Source organism: Lysobacter sp. ISL-50, from assembly GCF_018612875.1.
Taxonomy (GTDB): domain Bacteria; phylum Pseudomonadota; class Gammaproteobacteria; order Xanthomonadales; family Xanthomonadaceae; genus Lysobacter.
This window is the reverse complement of sequence record NZ_JAGGRI010000014.1, coordinates 13,252-33,001: the sequence shown is the minus strand read 5'-3', so window position 1 is coordinate 33,001 and position 19,750 is coordinate 13,252. Positions and strand designations below refer to the sequence as shown.

The 19,750-nt window shown below is 68.0% G+C and carries 20 protein-coding genes; 9 read left to right on the top strand and 11 right to left on the bottom strand.

The window, feature by feature from the left end; genetic code table 11:
* Nucleotides 1-84 precede the first annotated feature (84 nt).
* The 6 genes from J7J50_RS09205 to J7J50_RS09180 form a co-directional block, all read right to left on the bottom strand.
* Nucleotides 85-330, bottom strand: a complete 246-nt coding sequence (locus tag J7J50_RS09205) for a hypothetical protein (protein ID WP_215056543.1) — start codon at nt 328-330, stop codon at nt 85-87.
* 251 nt (nt 331-581) lie between these two features.
* The gene (locus tag J7J50_RS09200) at nt 582-1,436 is read right to left on the bottom strand and encodes a pirin family protein (RefSeq protein WP_215056542.1); all 855 of its coding nucleotides are present in this window, start codon (nt 1,434-1,436) and stop codon (nt 582-584) included.
* A gap of 233 nt (nt 1,437-1,669) precedes the next feature.
* Nucleotides 1,670-2,263 carry a methyltransferase domain-containing protein gene (locus J7J50_RS09195; RefSeq protein WP_215056541.1) on the bottom strand — a complete coding sequence of 198 codons (594 nt, stop codon included), beginning with the start codon at nt 2,261-2,263 and terminating at the stop codon, nt 1,670-1,672.
* A gap of 43 nt (nt 2,264-2,306) precedes the next feature.
* A complete protein-coding gene (gene rlmKL, locus J7J50_RS09190; RefSeq protein WP_215056540.1) occupies nt 2,307-4,634 on the bottom strand; it encodes a bifunctional 23S rRNA (guanine(2069)-N(7))-methyltransferase RlmK/23S rRNA (guanine(2445)-N(2))-methyltransferase RlmL in 2,328 nt (775 codons plus the stop codon).
* 13 nt (nt 4,635-4,647) lie between these two features.
* The gene (locus J7J50_RS09185; RefSeq protein WP_215056584.1) at nt 4,648-5,175 is read right to left on the bottom strand and encodes a hypothetical protein; all 528 of its coding nucleotides are present in this window, start codon (nt 5,173-5,175) and stop codon (nt 4,648-4,650) included.
* Between the two features lie 376 nt (nt 5,176-5,551).
* Nucleotides 5,552-6,064, bottom strand: a complete 513-nt coding sequence (locus J7J50_RS09180; RefSeq protein ID WP_215056539.1) for an MOSC domain-containing protein — start codon at nt 6,062-6,064, stop codon at nt 5,552-5,554.
* A gap of 40 nt (nt 6,065-6,104) precedes the next feature.
* On the opposite strand from J7J50_RS09180, the gene J7J50_RS09175 reads away from it, so the two are divergent.
* From J7J50_RS09175 to J7J50_RS09165, 3 genes are all read left to right on the top strand, one after another.
* Nucleotides 6,105-6,668, top strand: a complete 564-nt coding sequence (locus J7J50_RS09175; RefSeq protein WP_215056538.1) for an N-acetylmuramoyl-L-alanine amidase — start codon at nt 6,105-6,107, stop codon at nt 6,666-6,668.
* Between the two features lie 485 nt (nt 6,669-7,153).
* Entirely contained in the window at nt 7,154-8,053 is a 900-nt protein-coding gene (gene tesB, locus J7J50_RS09170) for an acyl-CoA thioesterase II (protein ID WP_215056536.1), read from the top strand.
* Nucleotide 8,054: 1 nt separating this feature from the next.
* Nucleotides 8,055-8,906 carry a hypothetical protein gene (locus J7J50_RS09165; protein ID WP_215056535.1) on the top strand — a complete coding sequence of 284 codons (852 nt, stop codon included), beginning with the start codon at nt 8,055-8,057 and terminating at the stop codon, nt 8,904-8,906.
* Nucleotides 8,907-9,088: 182 nt separating this feature from the next.
* On the opposite strand, the gene J7J50_RS09160 is transcribed toward J7J50_RS09165, so the two are convergent.
* Nucleotides 9,089-9,673, bottom strand: a complete 585-nt coding sequence (locus tag J7J50_RS09160; protein ID WP_215056534.1) for a hypothetical protein — start codon at nt 9,671-9,673, stop codon at nt 9,089-9,091.
* A gap of 347 nt (nt 9,674-10,020) precedes the next feature.
* Between J7J50_RS09160 and J7J50_RS09155 the strand changes: the two genes are divergently transcribed.
* Nucleotides 10,021-11,328, top strand: coding sequence for a sigma-70 family RNA polymerase sigma factor (locus J7J50_RS09155; RefSeq protein WP_215056533.1), 1,308 nt, complete (start codon nt 10,021-10,023; stop codon nt 11,326-11,328).
* Nucleotides 11,329-11,465: 137 nt separating this feature from the next.
* On the opposite strand, the gene J7J50_RS09150 is transcribed toward J7J50_RS09155, so the two are convergent.
* The gene (locus J7J50_RS09150) at nt 11,466-13,682 is read right to left on the bottom strand and encodes a DUF11 domain-containing protein (RefSeq protein ID WP_215056532.1); all 2,217 of its coding nucleotides are present in this window, start codon (nt 13,680-13,682) and stop codon (nt 11,466-11,468) included.
* A 681-nt stretch (nt 13,683-14,363) separates the two neighbouring features.
* Nucleotides 14,364-14,996 carry a calcium-binding protein gene (locus J7J50_RS09145; protein ID WP_215056531.1) on the bottom strand — a complete coding sequence of 211 codons (633 nt, stop codon included), beginning with the start codon at nt 14,994-14,996 and terminating at the stop codon, nt 14,364-14,366.
* A 210-nt stretch (nt 14,997-15,206) separates the two neighbouring features.
* Here J7J50_RS09145 and J7J50_RS09140 point away from each other — a divergent pair, with 210 nt between their 5' ends.
* From J7J50_RS09140 to J7J50_RS09120, 5 genes are all read left to right on the top strand, one after another.
* Nucleotides 15,207-15,941: an arginyltransferase gene (locus J7J50_RS09140; RefSeq protein WP_215056530.1), complete on the top strand. Its 735-nt coding sequence runs from the start codon at nt 15,207-15,209 to the stop codon at nt 15,939-15,941.
* A gap of 122 nt (nt 15,942-16,063) precedes the next feature.
* Nucleotides 16,064-16,498 (top strand): hypothetical protein, encoded by a 435-nt coding sequence (locus tag J7J50_RS09135; RefSeq protein ID WP_215056529.1) that lies wholly within the window; start codon nt 16,064-16,066, stop codon nt 16,496-16,498.
* A 324-nt stretch (nt 16,499-16,822) separates the two neighbouring features.
* On the top strand, nt 16,823-18,067 hold the full coding sequence (locus J7J50_RS09130) for an endonuclease/exonuclease/phosphatase family protein (protein ID WP_251044214.1): 1,245 nt from the start codon (nt 16,823-16,825) through the stop codon (nt 18,065-18,067).
* A gap of 105 nt (nt 18,068-18,172) precedes the next feature.
* Nucleotides 18,173-18,325, top strand: coding sequence for an ATP-grasp domain-containing protein (locus tag J7J50_RS09125; protein WP_215063464.1), 153 nt, complete (start codon nt 18,173-18,175; stop codon nt 18,323-18,325).
* A gap of 5 nt (nt 18,326-18,330) precedes the next feature.
* The gene (locus J7J50_RS09120) at nt 18,331-18,678 is read left to right on the top strand and encodes an SMI1/KNR4 family protein (RefSeq protein ID WP_215056526.1); all 348 of its coding nucleotides are present in this window, start codon (nt 18,331-18,333) and stop codon (nt 18,676-18,678) included.
* A 175-nt stretch (nt 18,679-18,853) separates the two neighbouring features.
* Here the strand turns inward: J7J50_RS09120 and J7J50_RS09115 are convergent, their stop codons facing one another.
* Nucleotides 18,854-19,213, bottom strand: coding sequence for an ADP-ribosylation/crystallin J1 (locus J7J50_RS09115; protein WP_215056525.1), 360 nt, complete (start codon nt 19,211-19,213; stop codon nt 18,854-18,856).
* Nucleotides 19,214-19,321: 108 nt separating this feature from the next.
* The gene (locus J7J50_RS09110) at nt 19,322-19,732 is read right to left on the bottom strand and encodes a hypothetical protein (RefSeq protein ID WP_215056524.1); all 411 of its coding nucleotides are present in this window, start codon (nt 19,730-19,732) and stop codon (nt 19,322-19,324) included.
* Between the last annotated feature and the right edge of the window lie 18 nt (nt 19,733-19,750).

The window sequence follows — 19,750 nt, the reverse complement described above, 5'->3', positions numbered from 1 at the left end:
GAAAAAGCCGCGTCATGCGCGGCTTTTTCGTTGCATCGGCCGGATCGCGCCAACCGCGGCGCGCCGACGTCAGCGCGCGGTCTTCTAGCTCACCGCTGCTTCCGCCACTTCGATCGCGGTCTGCTGCAACTGCGCCGCCAGGCGCGCGTTGCCGACGCCTTCGGCGGCTTCGAGCATCTGGTACACCGCCTGCAGTTGCTTGATGCCGCGCGGCGGGACTTTCTTGAGCTTGCCGCCGACGATCACCCAGCCGCCCGCGCCGGCGGCGACGCCGGCCGATACGAAGGTGGCGACGATGGTGAACTGCTTGGGATCGATTCGGGTAGCCATGTGCTTACGCTCCTTGTGGACGTGCGCCGCCGCTCTGCGCGACGGCACGCGCGTCTTCGCCCGTCGCCGCGGGCTTGCAGCGATGATGCGTCTTGCGATAGCAAACAACGCGCGCGCCGCGCCGTCGCGGCCATCGCCGGAACGATGCGCGCATGCAACATCGCCGGCGGGATCGGATCAAACGCGGAAACGAAAACGCGAAGGCCACGCATGAGCGTGGCCTTCGCTGTCGCTGCATCGACGCGGCCCTGTCAGAACTTGCCTTCCTGGAAATCGACGAAGGCCTGCATCACTTCCTGCTTGGTGTTCATCACGAACGGGCCGTAGCGCGCGACCGGCTCGCGCAACGGACGCCCGGCGACCACGATCAAACGGCTGCCCTGCCCGGCATCGCGCAGCTTGAGCACACAGCCTCCGGACAACACCGCCAGTTCCTGCGCGTCGAGCGCGCGCGCGTCCTGTCCGTCGCCGATTTCGATTCCGCCTTCGTAAACGTAGGCGAAGGCGTTGTGGCCTTCGGGCAGTTCGTACTCCCAGCCCGCGCCGGCGTCCAGGGCGATGTCGAGGTACACCGGATCGGTCGCCGGCTGCGCGATCGGGCCGCGCAGATCGCCGATACGGCCGGCGATCAACTTGACCTGCACACCGTCGGCCGGACGCAGTTGCACGATGCGATCGGGCGCGAACTCCTGGTACTTGGGCTCGGTCATCTTCTCGCGCGCCGGCAGATTGACCCACAGCTGGAAGCCGCGCATGCGCCCTTCTTCCTGCTCGGGCATTTCCGAATGCACCAGGCCGCGGCCGGCGGTCATCCACTGCACGCTGCCGGGCACGAGCACGCCTTCGTTGCCGTGGTTGTCCTTGTGGCGCATGCGGCCGTCGAGCATGTAGGTGACGGTTTCGAACCCGCGGTGCGGATGCTCCGGGAACCCGGCGAGGTAGTCCTCAGGCCGGTCGGTGCCGAATTCGTCGAGCAGCAGGAACGGGTCCAGGTCGGGCAGCTGCTGGCCGCCGATGACGCGGGTCAGGCGAACCCCGGCGCCGTCGGACGTGGGCTGTCCGCGCAGCTTGCGGCCGACGCGGGCGTAAGCGGTGGGGGTGGCCATGATCCTCTCTCCAATGGGTACGCCGGATTGGCGATGGGCATAGGATCGCACTACATTTTCAGAACGATAGCATTGGCGGCGCAATCATCCATCACATCAATGGAACGATGACCGATGTTCGGGCGCCTGCGTTTCGGCGCCGGGCGGGAACGGCCCTCACCCTGCCCTCTCCCGCGAGCGGGAGAGGGAATGCAGGGCGTCGGGGGGGCGTCAGCGCGGTTGGGTTCGCGAACTCAGCGCCGCATCCGACTGTAGACGTACACCGTCGCCGGCGGCACGTTGCGCAGCACGAAATCGCCGCGCCGCACCTGCAGGCGCAGCGAACGCGCGACCGCATCGGCGACCGGCGCGGCCGGGCCGTAGGTGAACTGCACGAACACCCCGTCCTCGCGCAGGCATTCGAACGCCGCACCGAGAATGTCGCGCTGCAAGGGATGCGGCATGGTCAACAGGCCCAGGCCGGAGACGATGGCATCGGCCTTGCCGGCGTCCAGATAACCCTGCTCGCGCGCGAGCTCCGGCAGCAGGCGCGCGTCGCCCAGCAGCACCGGCACGCGCGGGAAACGCATGTGCAGGTGCGCATGCAGTTCTTCGTTGAGTTCCAGCACCAGCAGGTCTTCGTCGCGCACGCCGGCGTCGAGCAAGGCGCGGGTGATGGCGCCGGTACCGCCGCCGAGTTCGATCACCCGTTCCACGTCGTCGGGCAGCTCGGCGATCATCGCTGCGGCCAGTTCGGCGCTGGACGGCGCCACCGCCGCCACCCGCAGCGGGTTCTTCAGCCATTGGCGGAAGAAGGTCCAGGTCCCGGGCTTGCGATGCGACTTCATGCGTCACGCTCCGCGCCGCGGCCGTTGATCGGATCGACGGCCATCAGCGCGGCTCCAGCCGCCAGCAGCGGTGGATGCGCGCGTCGCGCTCGAAGTCCGGCGGAATCGTCTGCGCGCTGATGTCCTCGCAACGGGCGAACTGCGCGATCGCGTCGGTGTCCAGGCGGAAACGGCGGAAGTTGTTCGAGAAGTACAGCACGCCGTTGTCGGCCAGGCGCGCGACCGCCGCGCGCAGCAGGCGCACGTGTTCGCGCTGGATGTCGAAATCGTCGGCGCGCGCGGAATTGGAGAAGGTCGGCGGATCGCAGAAGATCAGATCGTAGCGGCCGCGGTCGGCCTCCAGCCATTGCATCGCGTCGGCCTGCGCCAGCCGGTGCTGCGCGCCGCCGAGGCCGTTCTCGCGCAGATTGTCCGAACACCACTGCAGGTAGGTCGCGGACAGATCCACCGTGGTGGTTTCCTGCGCGCCGCCGACCGCGGCATGCACGGTCGCCGCGCCGGTGTAACCGAACAGGTTGAGGAAACGCCGGCCGCGCGATTCTTCCGCGATGCGCAGGCGCATCGGCCGATGATCGAGGAACAGGCCGGTGTCGAGGTAATCGAAAGGATTCACGCGCAAGCGCGCGGCGCCTTCGCGCACGACCACGAACTCGCCGCGCTGGTCGAGCTGGCCGTACTTGCTGCCGCCCTTGCCGCGGCTGCGGGTCTTCACCGCCAGCCGCTCGCGCGGCACTTCGAATACTTCGCGCGCCGCGGCCAGCAGTTCGTTGAGGCGGCGGCGCTGATCGGTTTCCGGGATGTCGGCGGGCGCGGCGTACTCCTGCACGTGCAGCCAGGTGCGCGGCTGCGCCTCGTCGCTGAGGTAGACGTCGATGGCGGCCGAATATTCGGGCAGATCGGCGTCGTAGGCGCGGAAACACGTCACCGCTTCGCGCTGGCGCCAGTTCTTGAGCTTGCGCAGATTCTTGCGCAGGCGATTGGCGACCATCTGCGCGCCTTCGCTCAGCGGCTGCGGCGCGGCGTCCTCGGCCTTGGCTTTTTGTTCGGCGTGACCGACGCGGGCGATCGGATCGCAGACGATCAGCGCGCATTCGATCGCGCCGTTGAACACCTGGTACTTCTTGCTCGCGCGCAGTCCGGTGGCCTGGGCCAGGGCCGGGTCGCCGCACAACAGGCTGGCGCGCCAGGACGGGACCACGCGCTTGAGCGCATCGCCCAGGGCGCGATACAGCGCGGCGTCGGCGGCGAGGCGGGCGTCGTAAGGTGGATTGCAGACGACCAGTCCAACTGGGGCAGCAGAGAAACCAGGCGCTTCGCCTGCCCCATCGATGCCCGGCGCTCCGCCGCCGTCGTTCCCACGATCAAGGGATGGCTCTGAAGTCTCTGGATTTCCGCCTTCGCGGGAATGACGGACTTGAGACTGCGCGGGCGCGGCCTGCAACGGGCCGGCTTGAAGTTGCGCCGGCAAGGCCTGCAACGATTCCACCGCGCAAACGCCCCACTCGATCGCCCCGGCCAACCCCGCCATCGCCTCGTTCTCGCGCGCCGCGCGAATCGCATGCGGATCGATATCGCTGCCGGCGAACGCCGGCCGCAGCGCGGCCAGTCCGGCGAACTCGCGCGCGCGCGCGGCCTCGCATTGCGCGCGCCAGCCGGCGAAATCGAAACCGCGCCAGCGCGTCGGCGGCAGGTTGCCGTGACGCAACAGGCCCGGCGCGACGTCGGCGGCCATCAGCGCGCCTTCGATCAGCAAGGTGCCGCTGCCGCACATCGGGTCCAATAACGATCCGCCCTGAGCGTAGACCTTCGGCCACTGCCCGCGCAGCAACACCGCCGCGGCCAGATTTTCCTTCAACGGCGCTTCGCCCTGCTTCTGCCGCCAGCCGCGGCGATGCAGCGGACCGCCGCCCAGATCGATCGAAACGATCGCCTTGCCCTTGCGCACGACCAGATTCAAGCGCAGGTCCGGCGTTTCGGTATCCACGTCGGGCCGCGCGCCGGTGCGCGCGCGCATCACATCGACCACCGCGTCCTTGACCCGCTGCGCGGCGTAGCGCGCGTGGGTGATCGCGTCGCCGGAGACGTGCGCGTCCACGGCGAGCGTGTGCACGCTCTCCATGTGCGACGGCCAATCCAGGGCGGCGACGCCGGCGTAGAGCGCGTGTTCGTCGGGACAGTCGAACTCGGCGATCGGCCACAGCACGCGGCTGGCCAGGCGCGACCACAGCACCGCGTGCTGGGCGTCGGCGAGGCTGCCTTCGACGTTGGCGCCGGCGGTGGCGGCGGTGGCGCGCTGGCAACCCAGGGCGATCAGTTCGTCGGCCAACAGGTATTCCAGGCCCTTGCCGCAGCTTGCGTAGAACTTGCTCATGCGAATGCGTTACTCACAGACTTTGCAGCAGACGCGAGAAGGCGTCGGCGCTGCCTTCCACATGCGCGGAGAGGCGATGGCTGTCGTCGACCAGGAGCAGGCGCGCGCGGCGCGGATAAGCCCAGGCGACGACGTCGGCGGCGGGGATCAGTTCGTCGTCCCAGCCATGAATGATGCTGATCGGCACGTCGGCGGCCTGCAGCCTGGGCGCGGGACCCATCGCGATCGGCGGCGCCATCAGGAACATGCCGGCGGGTTTGACCTGCAGCGACACCGCGCCGGAGATGTACGCGCCGAGGCTGGAACCGGCCAGCACCACCGGCCCGCGTTCGGCCGCGGCGCGCGCCAGCCCGAGCAGGCGCTCGATGCGCGCGTAGACGTCGCCCAGGTCGCTGACCTCGCGCCTGGCGTCCAGATCGCTGTAGTCCGGGCGCTCATGCGTCCAGCCATGGCGTTGCGCGACCTCGGCCAAGGCGGTGACCTTGGTGGCGTCGGGGCCGCTTTCGAAGCCATGAGAAAGAATGCAGTGTCCTGGGGCGATCATCTTGGAGCCGAGGTTTAGTAGGAGCGGATCACTTCGAAAGTTCAGAGATGCAATGTCCTGGGGCGATCATCTTGGAGCCGAGGTGTGGCAGTAGCAGTTAGCTTCTGAAAGTCCGAAAAACCAAACCTACGACAGCAATCGTTTTTCAAAGCTGCGGCACCAAAAATCGCAACCCATCGCGCATGCAAACCAGCATCTCCCGCCGCATCCGCGTGTCAAATGAACATCCGGTAATGTGGGATCGCCTCGCCGATGCGAAGCGGGCGGTATCCGGCGGCGAACGTGCGATCAACAGACGCGAACCTTCATCCATCGCCGCGGCATCGCACCACCGGCTCGCATGCGGATGCGGTCCCGCGCGCCGATCGGCGGCTCAATCGGCAGGCGCATCGATCACCGGGATCAGCGCGTCGCCGCGCCGGATCGCGCCGCCTTCGACGATCCGCGCGCACAGGCCGCCATGGCCGCGCATCGCGTTGTAACCGCCCGGGCCCAGCGCGGCTTCCATCATCGAACACGGGTCGCATTCTTCCGTGGTTTCCAGCAGCGCTTCGCCGAGACGGAAGCGCCGGCCCTTGAGCGCGATCAGCGGCAGGCCCGAGATCACGATATTGCGGCGCAGGCGCGCCGGCTCGACCGCATCCAGCCCGGCCAGGGCCGCGATCACCGGCAGGTGCTCGGCCTGGATCAGGGTGATGCCGCGCTTGCCGCTGCCGCCGGCATAGCGATCGCCGTCCAGACCGGCGCCGGCCACGGCGACCACTTCGTCCAGCGCCTGCATCGCCACCCCGCGCGCCGGGCGCACGCCGATCCACTCGACCCGGCCGGGCCTGGGCAGCGTGGCCATCAGCTTTCCTAGCGCCGAATCGGCGGGAGGCAGGGTCATATCGGGCTCCGTGTGAGGCCGAATGGTAGCATCCGCAGGCATGCCGCCCCTGAACCTCACGCCCGCCCCGTTGCCCTATGAAACCCGGCTGCAGGCGCGCGATCCCGCCTCGATCGACCTGCTGGTGATCCACTGCACCGAGCTGCCGGACCTGGCCACCGCGCGCGAATACGGCGAGCGGGTGCTGTACGCCGAATCCGGCACCGGCAACAGCGGCCACTACTACATCGACCGCGACGGTTCGGTCTTGCGCTACATCAGCGAGGACCGCATCGCCCATCACGTGCGCGGCTACAACCCGCGCTCGGTCGGGATCGAACTGGTCAACACCGGGCGTTATCCGCACTGGCTGGATTCGCGCCATCAGCGCATGGACGAAGACTACGCGCCGGTGCAGATCGAGGCCTTGATCGGCCTGTTGAACGATCTGCGCGCACGCCTGCCGTCGCTGCGCTATATCGCCGGGCATGAGGAACTGGATACGACCCAGGTCGAAGCCAGCGACGATCCTTCGGTGCTGGTGCAACGCAAGCTCGATCCGGGGCCGTGGTTTCCGTGGGCAAGGGTGCTGGCGGCGTGTGGGTTGGAACGGTTGCCGCGGTAGATTTCGGTAACGGCGAGGTCTGCGCTGGAAATGCTGGAACTGGAAGGTTTCGCGTTGGTTTCTGGACCAGCTGCAGATCACATTGGTTTCGAGATGGCACGCAACTACCCACCGTCATTCCTACGCGACGAGCGCGATGTACTCACCTACCGTCATTCCCGCGTTCGCGGGAATGACGGACTGGAAAAATGACGCTGAAGCCTCTGGATTCCCGCCTTCGCGGGAATGACGGTCTGGAAAGATGACGCTGAAGCCTCTGGATGTTCGGCTCCGCCGAAGTAAAGCGGAGCCCGCCTTCGCGGGAATGACGATCTGGAAAGATGGCGCCTAAGTCTCTGGATGCTCAGTCCGCCGAAGTAAAGCGGAGCCCGCCTTCGCGGGCATGACGGCTTGGAAGATGGTGCCGAAGCCCCCAGCGCCGCACCCGCCCGGGACTGTGCCGACCGTCCCGCTATACTGCCCCGACCACACTTTCCCGCCCGCCCATGACCTCCTCCCCCGTCTCCGAACTGATCGAACTGCTGTCGCTGGAGCGGCTCGAGGACAATCTGTTCCGCGGCCAAAGCCGCGACATCGGCACCAAGTACGTGTTCGGCGGGCAGGTCCTGGGCCAGGCGCTGTCGGCGGCGCAGGCCACCCTCGACACCACGCGCGCGGCGCATTCACTGCATGCGTATTTCCTCAAGGCCGGCGACATTGAGGCGCCGATCGTCTATCAGGCCGACCGCACCCGCGACGGCGGCAGTTTCTCGGTGCGCCGGGTCACCGCGATCCAGCACGGCCAGCCGATCTTCTTCCTCGCCGCGTCCTTCCATGAGGACCAGGACGGCGCCGAGCATCAGCTGTCGATGCCGGAAGTGCCCAAGCCGGAGGACATCGAACCGGCGCCGGCGGTGCCGGCCGAGGTCATGGCCACGCTGCCGAACAAGGTGCAACGCTGGTTGTCGCGGCAGGGGCCGTTCGAATTCCGCCATGTGTATCCGCGCGATGAGCTCAATCCGCCGAAACGGCCGCCGTTCCAGCAGGTGTGGTTCCGCCTGAGCGAACCGGTCGGCGACGCGCCGGAACTGCATCGCGCGCTGCTGGCCTACGCCTCGGATTTCCATCTGCTGGGCACCACCACCTTTCCGCACGGCATCAGCTACTACCAGCCCAACGTGCAGATGGCCTCGCTCGATCACGCGCTGTGGTTCCACCGCCCCTTCCGCGCCGACGACTGGCTGCTGTATTCGATCGACAGCCCCAGCGCGCACGGCGCGCGCGGGCTGGCGCGCGGGCAGATTTTCGACCGCCACGGCCATCTGGTGGCGAGCAGCACGCAGGAAGGCTTGATCCGCGTGGTCAAGGACGCCGCCGCGGCCGGCGCAGTGCCGGCGAAGGAATGACATGAGGCAGGTTTTCAGCAGTCCGCGTCTGGAAAACGTCGAAGGCGTGGCGCAGTTGCTGCGCGATGCCGGGATCGAGATCCGGGTCACCAACGACCGTTCCTACAAAGGCAACCGGCGTTCGAGCTTCAGTTATCGCGAGCAACCCGGCGAGCGCCCGACGGTGTGGGTGATCCGTTCGGAAGACCAACTGCGCGCGCGCGATCTGTTGCGCGAGGCCGGCTTGATCGACAGCACCCGCGGCGAACAGGCGACGCAGGCGCCGTACCGCTTCCGCTCCGATGTCGATGCCAGCCGCATGCCGTCGGACAAGCGCGCGCTGCGGATCAAGGTCGGCCTGCTGGTGTGCATCGCGGTGGTGCTGGGCCTGGCCTTGTTCCAGGGGCTGCGCAATCGTCCGGTCCCCGCGCCGCCGGTCGATCCGGCCGAGGCCGCGCTGGCGACGCACAAATTCGACGGCGGCGTCGCGGCGACGCCCGAAGCGCTGGCGCAGACGGTGTTCGCGCAGCAGTTGGCGGAAGCCGACCAGACCACCCAATGCCTGCGCGTGGATCGCCGCGACGCGCCGCGCAAATTGCTCAATGCCCTTGCCCGCTCCGGCCTGCGCCTGCTGCCCTACAGCCAGTGCGTCGAAGTCGCCGACGAAGACAAGGGCAGCCTCGCCCGCGACGGCGCGCCGGCCGAGCTGATCGAGGTACATGCGTTCCGTCCGACATCGAAAGACGCCGGCACGATCGAATATTCGGCCTATCACCACCGTCCGGCCGCGGCCTACAAGACCCTGGAGGTCAAGCGGGTCGGTGGCAAGTGGACGGTGGTGAAGACGGTCAAGACCGTGCGCTCGATGGGCTGAGCGCGCAGGCGGGCGAAGTTCTGGCCTGATCCGGCAGCGCGCGCGAGCGCGCAAGGCGATCGATCCAGTCTGGCCGCGAAGATCGCGGCCAGACTGCAGCGGGCGTATCGCCGGAATCGCGCGGTTTGAATCGCCAAGCGTCGCCGCTCGCCCACGCCGGCTTCAGCGCAGCCGAGTGCCGATCACCGGTTCGCGATCACCGTGCCGTCGACCACCAACGTGCCCCGGACTTCGACGCAGAAGGGGCCGGAAACATCGGCGCGCCAGTACGGCGAAATCTGTCCCATCGCCGCGACTCGCAGGCAACCGGCCGGATCGTTGCTCGCCACCAGGCCCCGCAGCGGCGCGGTGTCCCCGGGCCGCAGCTCGCGGGTGACGAACACGATCGACACGGTTCCCGAAGGCGGCAACTTGCGGCCGTCGGCCGAGAACGTGTGATAGACCCGGTTGATGGCGCCATTGGACGCGGCGCAGCTTTTCGCCGGTTCCTGCCCCGCCGGAAACAGCCAGCGCTGCGACACCTTGTCGTAAACCGCTCTCTGGCAGTCCAGCGGGTTATTGGCGATCACCAGATGGCTCTCGGTTCGGGTGCCGGACGCATCGGCCACCACGCGTTCCAGCCGTTGGGCATAGAGGCCCTCATAGGCCCGGGAAATGGGGGTCGAAGCGGGAACGACGATCGGGTCGCCGCCGGCGGCCGGCGCGGACGCCGGTGCCAGCGCGAGCGCCGACAGCAGCGCTGAGGCAAGAAACGATTTCATGGTCATGGAAGTCTTCCTGTAGTGATCCGATGAGACGGCCGCGCGATGCGGCCGCCGCCTTCGCGCGTCGGCGAAGGCAGATCATTTGCTCGCGAACCCGGCCGCCCCGGCATCGATCGCCCCGCCCGGAGCGAGCGATTTTCGCCAAGGCCATCGCAGTGCGCCGGCTTTCGGATTAGTCCTATCCCGGTGCGGCGGTTGCGGCGCGCTCGCCCGCGGCGGCAGGGGCCGGTCACATCCGCCGCCGCGCGCCGTCATGGTTTCCAGACCTCGCCCGAGGCCGTCCCAGGACCCGCGAACATGCGCTACCGTCCCGATCTCCGCCACCGCCCCTTATCCGGACCCTGCGCGCGATGAACGCCGAAGCCCTCGACTCGCTGATCGGCCACGACCTGCCGGCGGCGGCGCGCGGCGACACCGCGGCGTATTCGCGCATCGTCGGCGCGTGCCAGAACTCGGTCACCGCCATCGCCCTGGCGATGGTGCGCGACGTCCACGCCAGCGAGGACATCGCGCAGGAAGCCTTCCTCAACGCCTGGCAGAACATCCGCAAGCTGCAGAACCCGTCCAGCTTCCTGCCGTGGCTGCGCCAGATCACCCGCAACCTGGCGCGCGACCACCTGCGCGCGCGCCAGCGTCTGCCGCGCGGCGTGGACGACATGGAGGCGGCGATCGCCTCGGCCGCCGATCCGCAGCCCAGCGCGATCGAGCGCCTGATCGAAGGCGAGCGCGCGCACGTCGCCGCCAAACTGATCTCGGCCCTGCCCGACGAAAGCCGCGAGGTGCTGTTGCTGTACTACCGCGAAGGCCAGAGTTCGCAGCAGGTCGCCGCCCTGCTCGGCCTCAGCGACGCCGCCGTGCGCAAGCGCCTGTCGCGCGCGCGCAACAGCGTGCGCGAGGAATTGATGGACCGCTTCGCCGCCTTCGCCACCGCCAGCGCGCCGACGGTCGGCTTCACCACGATGGTCGCCAGCGCGCTGGGCGTGATCGCGCCCAGCGGCACCACCGCGGCGATCCTGGGCGCCGGTTCGCTCGGCTCGGGCCTGGCGAGCAAGCTCGGTGCCGGCGGCATGGGCGCGGCCGGCGCATCGGGCGGCGTGCTCGGCGGCATCCTGGTCTTCTTCGCCGAACGCGTGCTGTCGCCGGTATCGCAGGCGATCGGCGGCGAACCGATCGACGGCGCCGCGCTGAGCGCGCGCATCCACCTGCTGTCGCAGTACACCGGCGTGTACGGCCTGAGCGGGGTGATCGGCGGCATCGTCGGCGGCGCGGTGACGATGATGCTGATGAGCCGCTATCTGATGTCCTACGCCGGCAACGACGAGGAACGGCGCGCGATCCGCCGCATGATCCGGATGGTGTCGATCAGCGGCGCGCTGATGGCGGCCTCGATCCTGGTCAGCCTGGAAGCCAGCCGCGGCTGGATGCTGCCGGTCGCGTGCACCGCGTTCACCGTCGCGGTCACGACCTGGCAATGGCTGGCGTACATACCGCGCGTGCTGGCGCCGAGCATCGAGCGCATCCGCCGCAGCCACGGCTACGACCCGCGCGACAGCTGCGCCTACCGTTGGCTGGTCGGGCCGCGGGCGCTGGCCTACAGCGTGCTGATTCTGGTCGCCGCGATGGCTTTCATCCTCTGCCGCGAAGGCCGCTTCGGTTGATCGCGACCGCGTTTCCGGCGCATCGCAAAAACCACGCCGCGGCGGTGTCCCCTGGCCCACCGCCGCGGCGTGGCGCGCCCCCGCGCCTTGCTCTCTCCCCCCCGATTGCGCACGCGCCGCTCGCCCCGCGAATCCGCTCAAGGCGGCGGATAAGCCTCCGGCGCCGAAGCGAAGTTCACCGGCACCGTGATCGTCGCGCTCGCGCCGCTGGCCAGATCCACGCTCAGACTCACCGCCACGCCGCCGATCGCGCCGCCGCTGGCGGGAGTGCAGACGCCGGTGCCGGCGCTGATCGCGCAGGTCCAGGCGGCGGCGAGGCGGGCGCCGTTGGGCAGGTTGTCCTCGACCAAGGCGGCGCTGACCGGATCGGGCCCGTCGTTGCGCACGGTGATCGTGTAGCTGACCGCGCCGCCGGGCGTGTAGCTGGCGCTGCCGTCGTCCTTGACGATCGACAAGGCCGCCTGATTGCGGCTGTTGGTGAAGGTGCAGGTCAGCACGTCGTCGGCGACGAGACTCGCGGCGGGAATCGTGTAGACCGTGCCCGCCAGCGTGCCGACGACACTGCCGCCGGCGTTGCGGCAGACCGCGGCGCTGAGGCGATAGCCCGCCGCCAGCGTGGTCTCGGCGATGGTCACATCGGTGCCCAGGCTGCTCACGGTGTACGGCTGCAGGCCGGCGCTGCTGCTGTCGCCATCGACCTGCACCGCCGTGCCTGCGGTCACCGTGGTGACGGTGCCGGCGGCCTGCGCGGTGTTGCTCAGGGTGAAGCCGAAACTGTCCACGCCGCGCAGGCTGATCTTGTCGAGCCTGATCTGCGGCAAGGCGGCGACCACATCGCGGGTGGGTTGATCGCCGGGCGCGGCGAAATCGGCGTCGGTGGTATCGAGCAGGTCTTCGCCGAGGGTGGCGGCGCGATGCGACACGCTGCCGAGGTTGTTGATCACCGTGCCCGCCGCGACACCGGCATTGACCCGCGCGCGAAAACGCAGGCTGAAACTCTCGCCCGGCGCGACCGTGCCGCCGCTCGCGCCGTTGGCGCCGGTGCCCAGGCGGAACACCACGCGATTGTTGGCCGCGTCGAACTCGGCCTGATCGTCGCCGGCGGCGTCGCTCTTGGCGCCGGCATTGGCGCCGCTGAGGATGCTCAGGCTGCCCGGCTCGAAGGTGGTGTTGGCCGGGATCGCGTCGATGAACACGGTCGATATCGACGGATCGTTGCCGGTGTTGCGGGTGCTGACGGTGAATTCGAGTAACTCGCCCGACAGCAGGCTGCCGCCGTTGAGGTCGGTCGATCGCTTGAGCAACTGGTCCTTGAGATTGGGTCGCGACACGTCGGTGGCCAAGGTGATCATGCCGAAGATCAGCACTTCGTCGATGCTGCCGCGCGCGCGGATCAGGGCCGAAGTCGCGCTGTTGGGCAAGGGCACGCTGGGCGCGGTGAAATCCAGGTCCATGCCCAGGGTGTCGAGATAATTCGGCGTGCGCGCGGCGACGTTGGCGCCGCCGCGGCTGACCGAGCTGTTCCAGAAATTGTTGACCGGATTGGCCCCGTTGGAGACGTTGCTGAGCGAGGCGGTGTTGCGGCCGAATTGCAGGCCGGCGCTGCCGTCGGTGGTTTCGTCGCCGTCCCAGCCGAGCAGGCCCAGGGTGGAATTGACCGGCCCGGTCGCCGGGGTGATGAATCCGCTGAAGGCGATGTCCACCGGCACCGAGGCATCGCTGGCGCTGAGCAGGCCGTCGTAGATGTTGAGATTGCGCGGCACGGTCTGGGCCGGATCGCGATAGGCGACCACCAGCGACCAGCCGCCCCAACTGCTGCCGCTCGCGCCGAGCGCGCGCTGTGTGGTCTGCACGTTGGCGACGGTGTAGACGCCGTTGCCGGCGGCGCGCACCAGCGCGGTGACGTCGTCGAAGCCCTGGTAGGCCGAGCCGCCGAACGCGCCGGCGGAATTGGTCAGCAACTCGTCGGCGCTGAGCGCGCTGTAGGCCGCCGCGCCCGGCGTCCGCAGCCGCACCGCGTTGCGCGACAGCGACGCGCTGACGCCGCTCCAGTACAGACCGGCGAACAACACCGTCGCGCCGGCCGGCAAGGCCAGGGTGGCGCTGCTGGAGTTGAAGGTGCTCGCATCGGTATCGACATCGACGTAGACCATCGCGATGGCCGGGTCCTGGTTCACCACGGTCCCGCCGCCGTTGCGCGCCTGCGCGCACAGGGCGGCGTTGCCGCCGCAATGCAGATTGATGTTGCCGAGGCCGACGATGTCGCCGTTGGCCGCCGGGTTCTGATAACGCGGGGCGAAGGCGCGATCGGCCCGGGCCGGCGACGCCGGCAGCGACGCGCACAACGCCAGCATCGCGATGAGGCCGGCGCGGCGCCAGGCCGGCAGGCATTCTTGTCTTGCGGAACACGCAGTCCCTGTGTGCCATGGCGCCATGATGCATTCCCCTTATGCGACATCTTGGCATCACGACTTTGCGATGCCACGGCACCACTCTTATCCGCAAACCATAGAAAACTAAAGCCTGCTCCCGGCAATTTTCGAAAATAAAATAGTTGTCCGCACTAAGCGTGTATGAAGTACACACTAAGTAAGCAGTAACGATGTAAAAGTCGCGAATCTGCCTTAAATCGCGGGGATTTATCCGCAACCGCGCCCGGCGCCAAAACGGGTTGCGCGCGAAATCGCGCCGGCATCGCGGGGACTGTTCCGCAAAATTGGTGCGCTCTTATTGACCCAAACGCGCCAATACGCACCTATCGAAATCGACGCCACAGATGCGCTCGCGCCGCTTCGGATCGACCACAAAAAAAGGCGCACATAAGTGCGCCCGCTAGGGAAAAACAAGCACACGCCTCAGTATGCTTGTTCCGGAAAATCCGGCGTGTCGGCTTGTGCTGCCATCACCGATCGCGCCTGGGTTCGTTGCCTGTGATTGCATCGGGAACCTGAGCGGACGACTGCGACCTGCATCCGCGCGTCATGCGCCGCCGGATCGGACCCTGCCTGCGGCGCGGCAAAACCGATCGCTCGCGCTTAGCGATGCGGGCCCGGCTTGAGGTCGGCCTTGGTCAGGAAGCCGTCGCGATCCTCATCGAGGAACGCGAACTCGCTCGCCAGGCGCGGCATCTTTTCCTGCACTTCGAGCTTGCTCAGCTTGCCGTCGTGATTGAGATCGGCCTGGGCGAACTTTTCGTCGAAACGCTTGGCGCGCTCGGCTTCGCGCTTGGGACGCTCGCGTTCGAAGTAACCGCGCAGTTCGCTGCGCACGATGTAGCCGTCGCGGTTGGCGTCGATCTGGGCGAAGGACTCGCTCAACCGCGGCGACTTGGCGGCCTCGGCCTTGCTGATTCGTCCGTCGCCGTCGCTGTCGAGCTTGGCCGCGCCGCCCGCGCCGCCGCGATGGCCGCCGTGCTCGCGTCCGCCGCGACGCTGCGGGCGTTCGCTGGCGTCGAGCTTGCCGTCGTGGTTCTTGTCGAGCGTGTCGAAGTGCTCGGCCAGGCGCGGGAACTTGGAGGCTTCCTCGCGCGTGATCACGCCGTCCTGGTTGGTATCGATCTTCATGCGCGGACGCTGCTGCGAAGCGGCATCGTCCTGGGGCGCAGCGATGGCCGCACCGGCGAACATGGCCGCGGCCAGCGCGGCGACATAGAAGGGGGAACGGTTCATGCGTTGACTCCTGCGGTCGGCGCCACCGTGGCGCCGATGACCGGATCAACGCCCTGGCCACGTGGCGGTTGACAAGGCGATGGGAATATTCATCGCCGCGACAGGCGCGGCGAACGCTGGATTCGTCCCGCCGCCTCGCTTTCCGCCCCGATCGCCGAAACCGGAGCCGCCTGCATGCGCAACACACGAAGGCAGCGCTATGCTGAGCCCATGGGCACGCAACCGCAGCCTGACAGCGACGACCTCCGCCTGTTCCACACCGGCGAGCACGCCTGCGGCTACTGGCCGGAGCGCACCGCCCGCGATCTGGTGCTGGACCCGCGCGACCCGCGCCTGCGCGACTGGTATCCGCACGCGCTGGGCTGGGGCTTCCGCCGCTCCGGCGACATCGTCTACCGCCCGCACTGCAGCGGCTGCCGCGCCTGCGTGGCGGTGCGCATTCCGGTCGATCGCTTCGTGCCCGACCGCAGCCAGCGCCGCTGCCTGGCGCGCAACGCCGACGTGGAAATGCGCGTGTGCACGGCCGAGCGCAGCGAAGAACAACTGGATCTGTACAAGCGCTACCTGGCCTCGCGCCACGCCGGCGGCGGCATGGACAGCCACGGCGCGGTGGAGTTCGACCAATTTCTGATCGGCAGTTGGAGCGAGAACCGCTTCCTGGAGCTGCGCGAGCCCGGCCACGGCCGCCTGCTCGCGGTCGCGGTCACCGACGTGGTCGATCAGGCGCTGTCGGCGGTCTACACCTTCTACGACCCCGAGCTGTCCGAGCGCAGCCTCGGCACCCTGGCGATCCTGCGCCAGATCGAATGGGCGCGGCGCGAGCGGCGCGGCCATCTCTACCTCGGCTACTGGATCGCCGGGCACCCGAAGATGGATTACAAGCGCCGTTACCGACCGTTGGAGGCATTCGACGGTCGCGATTGGCGCGTTTTTACACATTTGTAACACTCGTCTCGTTCAGGTCGTGTATCTCGTAGCCCCGTCGTGACCACGACGTGCGGGACGGCGCCCTCAAGGCCTGGCATGGAGTCGCCACCCTCATTACCTTTCGCCACATGGAGTCCGCAATGAAATTGAACACCCTGTTCCTGGCTGCCGCGATCACCCTGTCCCTGGCCGCGTGCAACAAGCCGGCCGACAAGCCGGCCGAGGCCGCCCCGGCCGCCGACGCCGCCGCTCCGGCCGCGACCCCGCCGTCCCCGACCGACGCCCCGGCTCCGGCCGCGATGCCGGCCGATGCCGCTGCCCCGGCTGCCGCTCCGGCCGCCGCCAGCGTCGGCGTTCCCGAGTGCGACGACTACCTGACCAAGATCAGCGCCTGCTTGAACGACAAGGTGCCCGAAGCCCAGCGCGCCGCGTTCCAGACCGGTCTGGACCAGAGCCGCAACGCTTGGGCCCAGGCTGCTTCGACCCCGCAGGGCAAGGCCGCGCTGGCCACCGCCTGCAAGACCGCGCTGGACCAGAGCAAGGCTCAGTACGCTTCGTTCGGTTGCACGCTGTAATAGCGGCGATCGCGCCGGCGGCGGTTTAGCCGCCGGTGTTTCGCAGCATTCGACGCCCCGGCTTGCCGGGGCGTTGTTGTTTATGGGGATGGGCGCGCGCAGGAAATTCGCCCCCTTTGAAAAAGGGGGCGGGCGCCAGCGCAGACCCGCTACAGACGAATCAGGCTGCGCCGGGGGATTTGCCGTTCGGCGCGACAAAAGCAAATCCCCCCCTGCCCCCCCTTTTTCAAAGGGGGGAACAGCAAAGGCAGCAGCAAAAAAATGCGGCGTCGCCCGACCCACGCTGTCACGAACCGCATCACCACCCATGCGATCATGCCCCCCATGTCCAGACCCCACCTCCCCTACTGCGCCGCCCTCATCGCGGCCCTGCTCGCGGCCTGCACGCAAGTGAACGTACACGGCGATCCCAAAGCCTGGGCGCAGTCCCAGAACGACACCGCCAGCGCCGCCGACGCGCGCCTGCGCGTGGCGACCTACAACACCTCGCTCTACGACGACGCCGACGGCGGCCTGATCCGCCGCCTGCAAGCCGGCGACGGCAACGCGCGCAAGATCGCCGCGGTGCTGCAACGCGTGCGTCCCGACCTGGTGCTGCTCAACGAATTCGACTACGACGCGCAACAGCGCGCGGCCGATCTGTTCCAGCACGACTATCTGGAAGTCGCACAGCCCGGCGGCGGCGAGGCGCTGCGTTATCCCTATCGCTATCTCGCTCCGGTCAATACCGGCGTGCCGAGCGGACTGGATCTCGACGGCGACGGCCAGTCCGGCGACGCGCAGCGCGCCGACCGCGCGCGCGGCAACGACGCCTGGGGCTACGGCCTGCATCCGGGGCAATACGGCATGCTGGTGCTGTCGCGCTATCCGATCGACGTCGATGCCGTGCGCAGCTTCCAGAAGTTCAAGTGGAGCGCGCTGCCCGGCGCGCGCCAGCCGCGCGATCCGAAGACCGGCAAGCCCTGGTACACGGCGAAGGTTTGGCCGCAGATGCGGCTGTCGTCCAAATCGCACTGGGACGTCCCGGTGCGCACGCCGCTGGGCGTGCTGCATTTCCTCGCCGCGCATCCCACCCCGCCGGTGTTCGATGGCCCCGAAGACCGCAACGGCGCGCGCAACCACGACGAAATCGCCCTGTGGGCGCGTTATCTCGACGGCGGCACGCCGTCGTGGCTGTGCGACGACCAAGGCCGTTGCGGCGGATTGGCCGGCGACGCGCGCTTCGTCATCGTCGGCGACATGAATGCCGATCCCGTCGATGGCGACGGCGTGCCGGGTTCGATCAAGCAACTGCTCGATCACCCGCGCGTCGATTCAAGCCACGTACCGAACAGCGAAGGCGCGGCCCAACGCGCGACCTTCTACGGCTTCCCGCGCAAGGGCAACATCCACGAACACACCGGCGATTTCGGCCCGAAAGCCGGCACCCTGCGCCTGGACTACGTACTGCCCTCGCGCGGCTGGACCGTGCGCGAGACCGGCGTGTTCTGGCCCAGATCCGATAGCGAAGAGGCGAAGATTTCCGAGGCCAGCGACCATCATTTGGTTTGGATGGATCTGACGAACTGATGCGGAGTAGCGGTTCTTCATCGTTGATGGGCGGGTCGTGGACGGATCGTCGTACCGCATCGCCGGCCATCGCTGGCCGACGGCTGGCTGCCGCATCCGACCTGCGTGATGGATGTCGCTCAGACCGATGACGGCTTCAAGGTGATCGAGTTCAACACCTTCAACTCGTCGGGATTCTATGCGCACGACATCGGCAAGATCGTCGCGGCGGTGACGGCGCATTTCACGGCGCGACCGTTCGGCGCCCAGCGGGACTGACGTCAATGGCTCGGGATGCGGCGTTCGGCGCTTTCGAACACTGGTACGGCTCGCCGATCGGCGAGCCGCTGCGTGCCGCGATCGCCGCGCATGGTGGAGACGAAATCGGTCACGTGCGCCTGTATGCCGCCGACGAAATCCTCGAACGCAACCAGACCTACGAGACCCAGGTGTATTGCCCGGGTTACGTGACCATCGGCGACGACGGCGGCGGTCGCGCGGTCGTGGTCCATGGCGCGCTTGAGCCGCCGACCGTGTTCGTGGTCGGGCACGGCAGCATGAGCGCAGACGATTTCGTCGAGGTCGGCGCCGGTCTGAAAGACTGGATCGCCGACGGCTGTCCCGTCGGCTGATAGCGCGGATTGAGTGCTGGCATTTATGGTTCCGGCGCATCGGGCCGGAAAGCATCGGGCCTGAAGGCCCTCCCACAAAACAGCCGGCATTTGCGGTTTCGATGCGCCGGATCGGAAAGCATCGGGCCTGAAAGGCCCTCCCACAAAAAGCGCAATCCGCCGGCCTCGACGAAGCTCACGGCTCCGCGCGGAATTCCCGGATCACTTCGATCAGTCCAACGATTTCGTCGTTGAGCGCTTCCAGCTCCTCCGCCGGCACCCACCACTCGGTGTGATGCGCGCCGCCGACTTTCTGGATCGGATAGCGATCCATGAACGCCGCACGCACCTCGAAGCGGGTGACCGCGCCGTAGCCGCTGTCCTTGACGTTCCAGCGCTCGGCGATTTCGGCCGCGTATCGCTCGTTGGTGACCGGATAGAAAATCGGCTGATCCGGCAGGCGCGCCGGCCAGCGCTTGAAATCGCTCTCGCGCAATTTCGCCAGTTCGTTCGGGCCGACCGGGCGATACAGGGTGACGGTGTCGTCCTTGCTCATCTCTCGAATCCTTGTGGGCGCCGGCTCCGCTGGCACCTCGTCGATTACCGATCCACGATCACGCAACGGATTCCGACGATCGCCGGAATCGGATGCATCGTCAACGGATCACTCCGGCTTTTTCGCCGCGATCACCGGCTCCGGCGTCGCCGGCACCGTGGGCGCGGGCTCGGCCTCGGGCGCGACCACCGGCGGCGCGGCGGGCGCCGCGGCGCTCTTGGCCGAGGCGATCGTCGCATTGCGCGCCAGGCGCGAGCCGAAGCCGAACGAGGCTTCGCCGTGCGCGGAGACGATCATGCGCACCATGCTGCCGGGCACCATCAGCTCCAGCGACAGGTCGCGACCGTCGGAGGTGCGGCCTTCCAGCGTCATCTCGGTGAACGCGCCGCCGGTGTCGATCTCCTTGCACAGCACGTGCATGCCGGCCGGGCCGTCGAGCAGGTAAGGACGAATCGCTTCGCCGAGTGCTTCCAGCGCTTGCGGGAAGAAGAAAACGGCGTACCCCTGTGTATCGTTCATCATCGCTCCGGTCGGGAC